At 62.2% G+C, this 13407-nt stretch carries 13 protein-coding genes and 2 tRNA genes; 6 read left to right on the top strand and 9 right to left on the bottom strand.

All coding sequences use genetic code 11. The features are described 5' to 3' along the window. Positions 1–34: 34 nt before the first annotated feature. The 3 genes from L2A60_RS07595 to L2A60_RS07585 all read right to left on the bottom strand — a co-directional run bounded on the left by L2A60_RS07595 (position 35) and on the right by L2A60_RS07585 (position 2606). The gene (locus tag L2A60_RS07595; protein WP_235703773.1) at positions 35–808 is read right to left on the bottom strand and encodes a tetratricopeptide repeat protein; all 774 of its coding nucleotides are present in this window, start codon (positions 806–808) and stop codon (positions 35–37) included. Positions 809–825: 17 nt separating this feature from the next. Then, entirely contained in the window at positions 826–1050 is a 225-nt protein-coding gene (locus L2A60_RS07590; RefSeq protein ID WP_235703772.1) for a hypothetical protein, read from the bottom strand. Positions 1051–1175: 125 nt separating this feature from the next. Then, positions 1176–2606: a type II and III secretion system protein family protein gene (locus L2A60_RS07585; protein WP_235703771.1), complete on the bottom strand. Its 1431-nt coding sequence runs from the start codon at positions 2604–2606 to the stop codon at positions 1176–1178. Positions 2607–2964: 358 nt separating this feature from the next. On the opposite strand from L2A60_RS07585, the gene L2A60_RS07580 reads away from it, so the two are divergent. The 5 genes from L2A60_RS07580 to L2A60_RS07560 all read left to right on the top strand — a co-directional run bounded on the left by L2A60_RS07580 (position 2965) and on the right by L2A60_RS07560 (position 8677). Continuing rightward, the gene (locus L2A60_RS07580; RefSeq protein WP_235703770.1) at positions 2965–4203 is read left to right on the top strand and encodes an ABC transporter substrate-binding protein; all 1239 of its coding nucleotides are present in this window, start codon (positions 2965–2967) and stop codon (positions 4201–4203) included. 77 nt (positions 4204–4280) lie between these two features. Then, complete coding sequence (locus tag L2A60_RS07575; RefSeq protein WP_235703769.1) at positions 4281–5156, top strand: branched-chain amino acid ABC transporter permease; 876 nt, start codon at positions 4281–4283, stop codon at positions 5154–5156. Next, positions 5157–6074, top strand: coding sequence for a branched-chain amino acid ABC transporter permease (locus tag L2A60_RS07570; protein WP_235703768.1), 918 nt, complete (start codon positions 5157–5159; stop codon positions 6072–6074). Next, positions 6071–7543, top strand: a complete 1473-nt coding sequence (locus L2A60_RS07565) for an ATP-binding cassette domain-containing protein (RefSeq protein WP_235703767.1) — start codon at positions 6071–6073, stop codon at positions 7541–7543. The genes L2A60_RS07570 and L2A60_RS07565 overlap by 4 nt, the downstream gene beginning before the upstream one ends. Positions 7544–7711: 168 nt before the next feature. Next, positions 7712–8677, top strand: coding sequence for a transporter (locus L2A60_RS07560; RefSeq protein WP_235703766.1), 966 nt, complete (start codon positions 7712–7714; stop codon positions 8675–8677). Between the two features lie 53 nt (positions 8678–8730). Here the strand turns inward: L2A60_RS07560 and L2A60_RS07555 are convergent, their stop codons facing one another. The 6 genes from L2A60_RS07555 to L2A60_RS07530 form a co-directional block, all read right to left on the bottom strand. After that, positions 8731–9261 carry a DUF4142 domain-containing protein gene (locus L2A60_RS07555; RefSeq protein WP_235703765.1) on the bottom strand — a complete coding sequence of 177 codons (531 nt, stop codon included), beginning with the start codon at positions 9259–9261 and terminating at the stop codon, positions 8731–8733. 152 nt (positions 9262–9413) lie between these two features. Beyond that, positions 9414–9490 (bottom strand) — tRNA-Arg (locus L2A60_RS07550). 53 nt (positions 9491–9543) lie between these two features. Continuing rightward, complete coding sequence (locus tag L2A60_RS07545) at positions 9544–9855, bottom strand: ETC complex I subunit (protein WP_235703764.1); 312 nt, start codon at positions 9853–9855, stop codon at positions 9544–9546. Positions 9856–10043: 188 nt separating this feature from the next. Then, positions 10044–10117 (bottom strand) — tRNA-Pro (locus L2A60_RS07540). 59 nt (positions 10118–10176) lie between these two features. Next, a complete protein-coding gene (locus tag L2A60_RS07535; protein WP_235703763.1) occupies positions 10177–10662 on the bottom strand; it encodes a DUF192 domain-containing protein in 486 nt (161 codons plus the stop codon). A 16-nt stretch (positions 10663–10678) separates the two neighbouring features. Beyond that, complete coding sequence (locus L2A60_RS07530; protein ID WP_235703762.1) at positions 10679–11770, bottom strand: arginase family protein; 1092 nt, start codon at positions 11768–11770, stop codon at positions 10679–10681. Between the two features lie 45 nt (positions 11771–11815). Between L2A60_RS07530 and L2A60_RS07525 the strand changes: the two genes are divergently transcribed. After that, positions 11816–13399, top strand: a complete 1584-nt coding sequence (locus tag L2A60_RS07525) for a peptide chain release factor 3 (RefSeq protein WP_235703761.1) — start codon at positions 11816–11818, stop codon at positions 13397–13399. Positions 13400–13407 lie beyond the last annotated feature (8 nt).

The following is a 13407-nucleotide window of genomic DNA, read 5'->3' as shown; positions in this document are numbered from 1 at the left end:
CGAAGACTGCGTGGTCTGTAAATTCGCCGGCGGATCAGCTTGGCGGCGGCAGGGCGATTCTGGCACCGAGTTTCGCCAGTTGCGCGACCATGCTTTGTGCTTCGTCTTCAGGCATATCCGTGAGGAGTATACGGCGGGCGGAAGCGGAGTGGTCGGCGAGGGCAAGTGCCGTTGCATAATCCGCGCGGATTTTGGCGGTCGCTCTCGGTCCGCGCGCGAGCGGCCCCAGGATCGTCTCGGCCTTGCCCGGATTGCCGCCGAGAGCGAGGGACATGCCCAGATTGACCGAAGCCGCGCCCAGCACTGGATCGAGCGCCAAGGCTTTTTTGAATTCGGCATTCGCCGCCGCGAATCGGCTTGCTTCGGCATCCGCTACGCCGAGATCGTTGACGGTGGCGGCGTTCGACGGATCATCGTCTATTGCGCGTGAGAAATCGGCCGCGGCGGCGCGCGGATCGCGCGCCAGGGTGCAGCGGCCAAGTCCGAGTTCGGCTCCTGCGGCGTGCGGGGCCGTGCGCAGCGCGTGCTGATAAGCAGCTTCGGCCTGCGCGCAGTCATTCATGAGATAATAGGCGTCGCCCCGGTCGATCAGTGCTTCGGAATTGCCGGGATCGGATTTCAGTACGGCTCCGGTAATCGTGAGGGCCATTTGCGGATTGCCGCCGGCGAGTGCGGTCCTTGCGACGTTCAGGGTCTTGCTGCCGAGGTGCGGTGTTGGTTGCGGCTGGGCGGAACAGGCCGCGAGCGACAGCGCGGCGAACATCACGATGGCCAAATGTTTGGATGAAATCGCCGCAAGACTGGTCATAAATTTGTCCAGCCGGTTCATTGCACACCGCTTCCGACGCCGATTCCCCCAGACACCGCCCCGCTCAAATTGTCCGTCATCGAATTGCCTGATGTCGAATTTCCAATTCCGATACGGGTCGATTTGATGGCTTTCATTCCTGAACCGACCGCGCTTTCGGCGATCGCTCCGGTCAGAACCGGCCGACTGGTGCCATCGACAAGGTCTTCGGGGTTGACCAGTTCAGCCGCGACATTGCGCATCGCGGCTCCGGTTTCGCGCCAGGTGCCGGCTCGCTGGAACGGTTCGAAATCGGCACAGGCCGTCAAAAACAGAGTCGAGCCGATGCACAGGACGAGAGTTAGAAAACAGGGTACTCGCATCGGGATCACCTAAGCATGAAACCGGCCCGGCCAGGCAAAATCGTCCGCCGTGCCACCGTGCCGTTGTTCTGGAACAGGAAGATACGCTGCAACTGGTTTGGCGGGGTCCAGCCTCCGTCCGGCGATTCCAGGTATTTCGAATGATCGACGGGTTGCACCAGATAGGGGGTGACCAGAATGACGAGTTCTTCCTCCTGCCGGTTGAAATCGTCGTTGCGGAACGCGGCGCCGAGAACCGGAATCTGCCCCAGGGCCGGAACCGCATGATCGGTCTGATTACTGCTGTTATCGAGCAGGCCCGCGATCGCGAGGGTCTGGCCGCTGCCGATCACGACGGTCGTGGAGGCGGATTGGGTGGATAGCGATGGCACCACGATCGATTCGCCCGCGACCTGGACCTGAAACGCGTTCTGCGTGGTGGGTGAACTGACCGTCGGTTTGACATGCAGCACGATGCTGCCGTCGTTCAGGACGACCGGCTTGAACTTCAACTGAACGCCGTAATTCTGGTACTCGACCGTCACTTGGCCGTTCTGGCCGGGAACCGGCACCGGGAACGACCCGCCATCGATGAAGCTGGCACTTTGCCCGGATAATGCGGTCAAGGTCGGTTCGGCGAGGATATGGGCGAGATTATCGGTATTCAGCGCGTCGAGAATCCCGTCGATCGGGACGGTCTGCTGGGGGAATTGTAGATTGAACGTACCTCCCGCGGGCGCCGTGCCACCCGACGAGCCGATCAGATTGCCGAGGGTCGAAAACCCGAATAGGAATTTGCCGATCGGAACACCGCTTCCGACGCTCTGCCAGTTGATGCCGAGCTGTTGGGTGACGGTGCGCGACATCTGCGCGATCCGCACCCTGAGCGCTACTTGCTGCGGCTGCTCGACCTCGGTTTCGTTCACGATTTTCTGCTTCGCCCCGGCGTCGAGCTTGGCTTGCTTGACGATCAGGTAATCTTGCGCCGGTGTCGGCACCGTGCCGCGCAACACGATACCGTGAGCCTCGCTGGCAACCGAGATCACCGAACCTGGAGCGATGCGCTTGGCTTCGGTCTGCACCCGTATTGCCGGATAGCGCGCAGGCGATACCGCAACCCGAAACACCGCGATCCGATGACCCTTCGCATTGGTCGCGGTCAGGGTGGTGAAGCCGGGCGCTTTGCCGAACACGAAGAGCCGTCGCGCGCTGGCTGGCCGAACGGCGATAATTTTCGGGTCCGCGACGAAGACGTTGCTGGCGTCGCCGGTCAGCGCGATCAGCTTGCCATTGCCTTGTTCGATCGCGAGCCGGCCAGCGACCCGCGGCGCTGGCGAGGGTGCATCGATGCCCGGCAATGGGTGCGGTTGAGCATGGGCGCTGAACGATCCGACAGCGAGGGGAATCGCACAGAAGGCCCCGAGAATGCGGCTGGATCGTCCGTAATCCGGCGTCATCGGACTATACCGTCGGGGATCGTCATGAACGCCACCGCATTTTGCCTCTAAAACCTTTTCAGAAACGATCGGCGAAGAACTATCGTGCGGACATCGGTTCGCCGGGCCGTGGTCAGGGTTCTAGCGGAGGAAAGTTAATAATTTATTGTGTTCTCGGATCATTTTGCCGGATCGCGGGAACGGGAGGCGTTTTCGCCATGCGTATCCCCCTTGTCGTTTGCGCTACCTATGGCATGATCGCATGTGAGGCATCGTCTTGTGTGGTGGTTCTGAAATTCCCGAGTGCTCGCGGTAGCGATTTTAGGAATTTAAGAACCAAAAACCACATCAGCCTCAGAACAACAAAAGGGAGACCGAAATGTCCAAAAAAGGGAGACTTGCGGTGATCGCGGGGGGCATCGCCCTCGGTGTCCTGCCGATGGCATTCGCGCACGCCGCGAAGCCGATCAAGATCGGCATAACCGCCGAACTCGGCACCATTCCGGGCAAGGCAATCGCCAATGGCGCCATTCTCGCCGCCGACCAGATCAACGCCAAGGGTGGGGTCAACGGGCGGAAGATCAAGCTGATCATCGAAGACGACCACCTTTCGACCACCGATGCGATCCGCTCGTTTCAGCGCATGGTCAAGCAGGACCACGCAGTCGCCGTGGTCGGCACATTCGTGAGCGAAGTGGCGCTCGCGCTCGAACCCTGGGCCGCGCGGCTGCACGAACCTTATTTGATTACCGGAGCGGCGGCCAACGAACTTTCGGAATACGTCCACGCCGACTACAAACAGCGGCAATATATTTTTCACGCCTATCTGCCGGCGGCCTATCTCGCGCAGGCGGTGTGCGATGCCTCAAAACAGACGCTGGTCGATCAATTCCACATGAAAACCGCGGTGGTGATGAGCGAGGATGCGGCGTGGACCAAGCCGCTCGACGCCGGCTACGACAAATGCCTGCCGAAAGTCGGCTTGAAAGTGCTCGACAATATTCGTTTCGCGCCGAACACCTCCGATTTCACGCCGATCTACCAGAAGATCGAAAGCCTTCACCCTAATGTGATCATTGCCGGATGGGCTCATGTCGGTGTGCAGCCGACGGTGCAATGGGCGGAACAGAAAGTGCCGATCGCGCTGGCGGGGATCAATGCGCAAGCCGGATCTTCGGTATTCTGGAAAGCGACCAACGGCGCGACCGAAGGCGTGATTACCGGCAGCACCTCGGCGCCAGGTGTCGCGATCACGCCGAAAACCCTGCCGTTTACCGATGCCTATCAGAAGAAATTCGGCATTTCGCCAGCCTATACCGGCTATTCGACCTATGACGCGATCTATGCGCTTGCGGATGCGATCGGCCGGGCGAAATCGACCAAACCCCTTGCGATCGTCGATGCCCTCGACAAGACGAATATGATCGGCACGCAGGGGCGGCTCGTGTTTCAGGGCCCCAAGAGCAAGTTCACCCACGCGCTGAAATACGGCCCGAAATACGTGACGGGGGTGGCGTTCCAGTGGCAGAAGGGCGTGCAGAAATGCATTTGGCCGCTCAACCTCGCCAATGCAAAGCCGGTATTTCCGAGCTTCGTGAAGCTGCCTGCAAAATCGTGACCGTGGGCCATGGTGGTCGGATGCCTGTGCGCATCCGGCCGCTTTCCATCTGAAACGATGAACCGAAGGGAGCCGGCGTGCTCGCCTTGCAAATTCTGATCGACGGCTTCGCGATCAGCACGCTCTTTGCGCTGGGCGCGCTGGGGTTCACGCTGATTTTCGGGGTCTCCGGCGTGCTCAATCTCGCGCATGGCGGATTGCTGGTGATCGCGGCGATGATCGCCTGGTACGTCGGAACCTCGCTGGGTTACGGCGCGGATTGGGGGGCTCTCGCGGGGCTCGCCGCGTGTGTTGCCGCCGCTTTGCTCACCTATCTCGGCGTGGTGCGGCCGATCGAGCGGTCGCGCGCGATTCCGGCGCGGGAGCGGGAATTATTCGTGCTGACCGCGACGCTGCTCTGGGGCGTCATGATCGAGGAAGCCCTATCCTACGCTTTCACCAACAGTCCGGTAACGGTGAAGCCGCTGATCGGCGGCACGATCGACCTGTTCGGCGTGAGCACGCCGATCAACGAATTGCTGATCGCGGCGATCGCCTGGCTGGCGATGGGCGGCTTATGGCTCCTGGTCAATCGCACCAGGATCGGCAAGCGGCTGCTCGCCGCCTCGATCAACCCGCGCGGGCTGACATTGCTTGGCTTCGAGCTCGGCACGATCTATCTGATCGTCTGGCTGGTCTATGGCGCGCTCGCCGGCATCGCGGGCGTGCTGCTCGGCAGTTTTCTGGGCTCGGGCTCGGGCTACATTCCGGGACTGACCGGCAGCGCCTTCACCATCGTTGTGCTCGGCGGGCTTGGTTCGGTGTCGGGCACACTGATCGCCGCCTATATCGTCGGCTACATCGAAACGGTGACGGCGTACCTGATCTCGCCCTCGCTGCGCGATGTTCCCGCATTGATCCTGTTGGTCGTGGTGCTCTATGTGCGGCCCCAGGGGCTGCTGGGGCGGCGTTAGGTGCACCGCAATCTTCGCCGCACGCTGATGCTGGCCGGTATTCTGGTACTGCTTGCCCTGCTCCCGCTTGGTGCCAATGGCTATATACTCGGCGTACTGACAACCGCCTTTTATTTCGCGGTGTTCGCGATGTCGTGGGATCTTCTGTTTGGCTATGCGGGAGAAGTTAATTTCGGCCCCACTTTTCTGATCGGACTTGGCGCCTATGGCGCGGGCATGGCAAATGCGCTGCTGCACGCCCCGGTGCCGCTCGCGATCCTGATCGGCGCGGCCGCCGCGGTCGCCGGCGGCGTGGCGCTTGCCATCCCCGCGTTGCGGTTGAGCGGTCCCTATCTCGGGCTGATAACCCTGGTCGCGGTGTTGCTGCTGCAGCAGGCGATCGTGATTTTCGCTGGCGTGACCGGCGGCGAGATCGGACTTTCGGTGCCCGACGTGCTCTCGATCGACAGCGGGCCGAACTATGAATATGCGCTCGCCTTCATGGCGGCGAGCGGGCTCGTGCTGACGGTGATCGCGCGATCCTCCTTGGGCATGATCCTGCAGGCGGCGGGACAGGATCGGATCGCGGCGGCGGCGCTGGGGTTCAACGTCACCAAACACAAGATCATGGCCTTCGCCGTCTCGGCGCTGTTTTCCGGCCTCGCCGGCGCATTCCTGGTGTTCTATCTCGGCACTGCCTCGGTCAGCGCCGTCGTCGATATCGCGATCGGGGTGCGGGTGATCATCGCCGCCGTGCTGGGTGGGCGGCGCACCATCATCGGCGGTGCGATCGGCGCGATCTTCCTGATCGTGGCGGGAGAATTGTTGCGTCCGATCGGCCAGCTCTCGACCTTCGTGGTCGCATTGATCGCGCTGACGGTCATCGTGCTGTTTCCCGACGGATTGCTCGGTCTTCTGCCGGCGCGGAGAGGATCGTGAACGACGCTTCGCCGCGTCTCGCGGTGTCCGCGCTGCACAAGCGTTTCGGCGGTCTTGTCGCGGTGAAGTCGCTCGATTTCGCGTTATATCCCGGCGAGATTCTCGGACTGATCGGCCCGAACGGGTCGGGTAAATCCACCGTGATGCAGATGATCATGGGAGTGGTCCGGCCGACTGCGGGGCGCATCGTGCTCGATGGCGCCGATATCGCGGGCAGGCCGGTTTTCGAGATCGCGCGCGCCGGCGTCGGCATCGTGTTTCAGCATTCGCGGCCGCTGCGCCTGCAAACCGTGATCGAGAACATCCTGCTGGGGCTTCTGCCCGACCGGATCGACGGGTTGCGTCCGCCGCCGGGAGCAGTCGATCGGGCCCGGATCATCGCGGAGGAATGCGGACTCGGGGCGGTGCTCGATCGCCTGCCGGCGACGCTGCCCTTCGCGGATCTGCGCCGCATGGAACTTGCCAAGGCGATCGCGCGCGATCCGCGCGTGGTGCTGATCGACGAGCCGTTTGCCGGTCTGACGCGCGCGGAGGTTCAAGATTTCTCCGCATTGATCAGCCGGTTTCGCGATCAGGGCCGTGCGGTCATGCTGGTCGATCACAATGTGAAAAGCATCGCCTCGCTCGCCGACCGGGTGTTGGCGCTTTATCTCGGCGAGAAGATCGCCGAAGGGAGCCCGGAGGCGGTGATGCGCAACGAGACGGTCCGCCGCGTCTATATCGGCGGCGGCATCGAAACGCATGAGCGCCCGGAAGCCGAGATCGCGGCCCGCAAGGCGCTGCTGAAGGTGGACAATCTCAGCCTGTTCTACGGCAAAGCGCAGGCATTGGACGATGTTTCTCTGACGGTTCACGCGGGCGAGTTCGTCTCGATCGTCGGGCTCAACGGCGCGGGTAAAACCTCGTTGTTCAACGCGATTTCCGGCCTCGTGCCCTATCGCGGCACGATCGCATGGGATGGCGTGGTACGCGGCCGCGAAAGCGCCGCCGTGATTGCCCGATCCGGCATCGTTCAATGCCCGGAGACGCGGGAATTGTTCGGCGCGATGAGTGTTGCCGACAATCTCGATCTTGCGGCGCAGCATCTCGATCCGCGCGAAGTCGCGGAGCGGCGGGAGTGGTTGTTCGGCCTGTTTCCGATTCTCAAGGCGCGCGGCGGGCAGGAGGCGCGCACTCTGTCCGGCGGTGAACAGCAGATGCTGGCGATCGCGCGATCGCTGATGATGAAGCCGCGCCTGCTCATTCTCGACGAGCCGACCCTCGGGCTTGCGCCGGTGATTCTCGGCCAGTTGTCCGAGGCGCTCGGGGTCCTGCGTGCAACGACCGATATCACCGTTCTGCTGGGCGAGCAGAATGTGACCTTCGCGCTACCCCACGCCGATCGGGTTTATATGCTCGAACACGCAAGGATCGTCTGGCAAGGAGGCCCGGCGCGCTTCGCCGCTGAGGCCGGGACCGGATATCTGTGAACTGTGCAATATTCCGGGCCGAGGAATGTTGCCAAAACAGCACATACGAGCGAAAACTTGGAGGTTGTTTCCGGCGCTATAGGGCAAAACGTTGATTCGGCGCGACCTATCGCCGCAAAGTGCAGCAATATATAATCGAAAACCATAAACCTTGGGAGAGAAGTCGTCATGAGACCGAAAGTCAGGCTCAATATCGGCAGAATCGCCTATTGGTGCGGTGTTGGCGTCCTGGGTGCGGTCGTCGCCACGAGCATCGCGAGCACGTCAGCCGAGGCTGCTGCACCGCTACCTTATGATCTGCCGACGCCGCCGCCGAATGTCAATGTGGGCATCATCTACAACCAGTTTTCCACGGCGGGCAGTTTCTATACCGCGAACGGCACCAAGGTCGGCAATACCCATATCGCGACCGATGTGCCGATTCTGCGCTACGTCCATACCTTCAGCCCGATCGATGGCATGCAATGGGGCGTTCAGGTTATTGCGCCGGACGTCAATTTTCTGGGCAATACCAAGATTGGCGGCGCCAGTTTGTCGACCAACGGGGGTTTCGCGGAACCGCTCCTGTCAGCCTTCATCTATCCGCTCGACGATCCGGCGGAAGACCAGTATCTCACACTGGCCTACTTTCTCAGTCCGCCAGTCGGTGCCTACAATGCCAACAGTTCGATCAACGCCGGCACCCATAACTGGGTGAACAATCCCGAGATCGGCTACGGCCACATCGTGTTCGGCAAACCAAAAGGTAAGCGCCTGGACTTTCAGATCTGGCTCGATGCCTATTTCTATGGAGTTAACAATGATGGGCCGGCGGTCGGGCCGTTCGGTTCGCATGTGCATACCCAGCCGACCGGGCAGGTCATCGTCTATCTGCCTTATTTCTTTCACCCGCAGACCGATGCCTATGTCGGCCTCAGCTTCGAACAGACCTTCGGCGGCAAGCAGTATCTGACCTCGCCGATCGGCAGCTTCGATACCGGGAACCGCAACAACGTCACCACGATCGGCATCAACGCTGGCAGCTTCCTGGCTCCCACGGTTTTCGCCCAGGCTTCGCTGGGCACCGATGTGCGGGTGCGTGGCGGCGCGCGGAGGAATGTGATCTTCCAGATTCAGGTTGGCAAGATTTTCTGACAAACCGAACCGGCGCTCCTGCCACAGAAGCGCCGGTTTCTCCAGGCTTTTGGCTACTCGGCGGTTCCCGCCGGCAGAGCCTTCCGCAACATGTCCAGATTTTGCTCGACCAGCGGCGCCGTCTGCATCGCCACCTGTTTGAAGGTCGGGTTCAGGCCGTTCCGCGCCTCGTCCTGAAATACCGCAAGGGCGGTCTCGTGGCTGGCGATTTCGGCACGCAGGAAGGCGACCGACAGGTTTGGCTGCGGGCGATAATTCAGCGTAACCAGTTGCGCCTTCAGCTCCATGGGGAGCGTGTTCGGTAGGGTTACGCCATTCGCCGCGGCCTGGGCACGGATTTTCGGCGCGTATTCCGCGGCGTCGGCGCAAATCTTGTTCACCACGGGCACGACCTGCGGCTCCAGCGTGTTCTTCTGAACGAAGGCGCAGGCATCGAGATCGAAATGCACGAGCTGGTAAGCGGTGGTTATGAAATTGAGATCCTGGGACGAGACATTGCTCGATTGCGGCGCCTGCGCCGTCGTCGAGCAGCCCGCAAGAGCAAGAAACGCGGCGAACACCCCATAACGTGCGGATAATTTCATTGAACCGTCTCCCTCAGGGCGTGATCCTTACGGGTTTCAGCGCGAAACCCCAGCCCGCCGTCACCCCATCGGCAAGGCTTCCGTCCGCATAGTCGCAAATCGATGCCGATCCGGGAAGCGTAAATTTCACCATCGCACCGATGATGAAGAAATGGCGACCCCGGCGTGACTCGAACACGCAACAACCCGCTTAGAAGGCGGGTGCTCTATCCAGTTGAGCTACGGGGCCGATATAATCGGCATCATCGGATAAAACCACCGCGATTTCAATGTTGTATCCGCTTAATGGGTCCAGTTGCTGCGCCGGTCGAAGCGGAAATTATCAGCATAGGCCTTGGGCCGGCAACGATGCTCGGTCGGGATTTCGAGGTCGAACTTAATGCCATGGCGCTCGGCATAGGCGACCGCCTCGTCGCGCGTCTCGAAGAAAAGCCGCACCTGGGTCGCCAGCGTGTCGCCGCTGCCGGTCCAGCCCATCAGGGGGTCGAGCCGCTTGGCCATTTTCGGCTCGAATTGCAACACCCATCGGCGGGTCTTGGCCCAGCCGGACTGCATCGCGCTCTTCGGCGGCAGAAAAATACGCGCCCTGGTCATGCCAGCTCCTCGTGTTCCGTTTCGGAAATTCGCCTACATTGCCCGATAGCGTTCTACGAATTTCCGAAGCGATAGAACACTAGGAAAATCAAGGTCTTCTAGTGTGGTGATTCTGGAATTCCTAAAATTGCTGCCGCAATCGGGTAGGAATTTCAGAATCGCCACACTAGGTCATGCTCGCCGCGATATCGGGGCGGCCGGACTCGAACCGGCGGCCTCTTGTACCCAAAACAAGCGCGCTACCAGGCTGCGCCACGCCCCGACAATGCCGCATATCAACCGCGCTTCCTAATGCTGTTACCCCCGACTAGGCAAGCAAGCCTATCCGGCATCATTGAATTGCGAGCCGATCACCTTGTTGCCCACGTCGATATCGTCCTTCGCCGTGATCCCTCCCTGGAGTTCCAGCGTCGCGGCAACCGGCACGTGGCTGGAGATTACCCGCAGGCTCTGCGGCACGGTTTCATTGGCAATGTGGCGAATCGTGCCGTGCGGTCCGATGAACACCATGTCGAGCGGTACCAGCGTATTCTTCATCCACATTTCGGAGATCTGCGGCGGAGTCCAGGGAAAGATCATGCCGGTATCCGCCGGGACGTTCTTGCGGAACATCAGCCCGACCTCCTGCTGGTGCGGAGTCGTCGCCTGCTCGACGGTGAAGGTGAACCGTTTGCCGTGCTGGTTGACGATGGTGATCTGCTCGGTGGGCAGCTTGGGCTGCGCCTGGGTGATCGCCGCCGAGGCGGCTCCAATGGCGAGCAACGCGCTTGCCGTCCCGGCATAGAATCGCCTCGTCCAGATACCCATCATCCTGCTCCTTATCTCACACGGCCATTGCCCGGACGGCATCCCGCACCGTTCCGGCGTTCGGCGGATCGGCGATGCCGGTCAGCCAGCGCGCCGGGCGCGGCTGCCCTGGCGCGCGGAAATAGCCGATCCCGGCGAGAACGTCCAAGGCGGCCCGCGGCAGGCGGTCCGGGATCACGAAATCGTTAAGCCGCGCCCAGATGCCAGCCCAGGCCCGCGCCAGCGCATAGGGGTTGTAGCCGCCGCCGAGCACGATCAGGCGCGGCGCCAGAGTCTTGATCGCACCGACGGCGGACCAGAGGGCAAGATTGGACAGGTCGAGCTTGGCCATCCTGTCGTCGGCCAGGGCATCGGCGCCGGGCAGCAGCATGATCGCCTCGGGAAGGTGCGCCGCGATGCGCGGCAGGATCGCGCGATCCATCAGGAAATCGAGTTCCGTGTCGTTGAAGCCGGGCGGGACCGGATAATTGATGACGCCCATATCCGGCCGGGAAACCGGTCCTGTGCGCGGCCAGCGCCCGGCTTCATGGACGCTGATGGTCAGCACGCGCGGATCGGTCGCGAAGGCGGCTTCCACCCCATCGCCGTGATGGGCGTCGAGATCGAGATAGACGATGCGGGACAGGCCATGATCGAGCCACTCAAGAATGCTGAGCGCGGCATCGTTCAGGGCGCAGAAGCCGCGCGTGCGATCGGGCCAGGCATGGTGATTGCCGGCCCCCGGCACTTGGACGATGCCGCCATGGGCGGTGAGCCGCGCCGCCAGGATCGCGCCGCCCGCCGAGGTTGCCGGCCGGCGATAGACCGCCGGATGGATCGGATTCGCGTCTGCCCCGATCCGATAGCGCGTGCGCAGGGCTTCCGGCAGGTCGAGCATGGCTTCGGCCTGCTCCAGCGCGTCGAGATAGGCCGGGTCGTGAAACCGTTCGAGCGCTGCCCGGTCGGCGACCGGCGAGATGCGATAGTTTCCGGTATCGAGCCAGCCCATCGCGCGTGCCAGATCCTCGGCCAGCGGCGCGCGGATCACCGCAAGCGGGTGCGGCGGCGTGGCGATGGGCTGCCGATAAATGTCGGCGCCGATGAAAACCGGCGGTCCAGCATGGCTCACCTGCCTTGCCTACACAAGCAGGAGCCTTGTTGCTATAGGCCGCACATGATGGATGATTTGGCCCTGATCGCCGCACCGGCGGAGACAGTCGTTTCGCCGCTGCCGCGCCGGACCTTTGCGATCATTTCCCACCCCGACGCCGGCAAGACGACGCTGACCGAAAAACTGCTGCTGTTCGGCGGCGCGATCCACGAAGCCGGCATGGTCAAGGCGCGACGCGAGCGCCGCAATACCCGCTCGGACTGGATGGCGATCGAGCGCCAGCGCGGTATTTCGGTGACGTCTTCGGTGATGACCTTCACCTGGCGGGACGTGGTGTTCAACCTGCTCGATACGCCGGGGCACCAGGATTTCAGCGAGGATACCTATCGCACCCTGACAGCGGTGGATGCGGCGGTGATGGTGATCGACGCCGCGCGCGGCATCGAGGCGCAGACGCTCAAGCTGTTCGAGGTCTGCCGCCTGCGCGACATCCCGATCGTCACTTTCATCAACAAGATCGATCGCGAAGGTCTCGATCCGTTCGCTTTGCTCGACGAGATCGCCGGCACCCTGGCCCTGGATGTCACCCCGCTGCTCTGGCCGGTGGGGATGGGCGGCCTGTTTCGCGGTTGCTGGGATATTGCAGGGAATCGGCCGATCGGCCAGCAGGCACCGGATGGCGGCCCGGCGCAACCGGTGGACATCCCGCCCGAGCAACTGACGGAATTGCGCGAGGCGATCGAACTGGCAGGGGCCGGTTATCCCTCATTCGACGAAACCGCGTTCCGCGCCGGCCATCTCACGCCGGTCCTGTTTGGCAGCGCCCTCAAGGATTACGGCGTGGCGGAGTTGCTCGCCATGCTCGCCGATTGCGCGCCGGCGCCGAGCGTGCAGCGCGCCGAGCCACATCCGGTCGCAGCCGATGATCCGGCGGTGACCGGTTTCGTGTTCAAGGTGCAGGCCAATATGGACCCGAATCACCGGGACCGCATCGCCTTTACCCGAATCTGCTCGGGCCGGTTTCAGCGCGGGATGAAATTGTTCCACGTCCGCGCCGGCAAGACCATGGCGGTTCAGGCGCCGATTTTCTTTTTCGCGCGCGATCGTTCTCTCGCGGAGGAAGCCTATCCCGGCGACATCATCGGCATCCCGAATCACGGTTCGTTGCGCGTTGGCGACACGCTCACCGAAGGCGAAATGTTGCGCTTCACCGGGATTCCCAGCTTCGCTCCTGAAATTCTGCGGCGGATCGTCTTGGCCGATCCGATGCGAGCCAAACAGTTGCGCCGGGCGCTGGAGGATCTCGCCGAAGAAGGGGTTGCGCAGATTTTTCGTCCGATGCTCGGGGCGGACTGGATCGTCGGTGTGGTCGGCGCGCTTCAGCTCGACGTTCTGGCGGCAAGGATCGACGCTGAATACAAGATCCCGATTCGCTTCGAAACCGCACCCTATGCCACGGCGCGCTGGGTCAATTGTGACGATGCGCGGCGGCTGAAAGAATTCGTCGATGCCAATCAGGCGTCGATGGGACTCGATCGGGACGATTCGCCGGTGTTTCTCGCACGCGATTCCTGGTCGCTCCGCTTCGCCACCGAGCGCTGGCCCGAGATTCGCTTTTCCGCCACCCACGAACAGGCTGTGACATAGTCGCTGCG

This window comes from Acidiphilium iwatense, assembly GCF_021556475.1.
Lineage (GTDB): Bacteria > Pseudomonadota > Alphaproteobacteria > Acetobacterales > Acetobacteraceae > Acidiphilium > Acidiphilium iwatense.
This window is presented reverse-complemented; position numbering and strand designations above follow the sequence as displayed.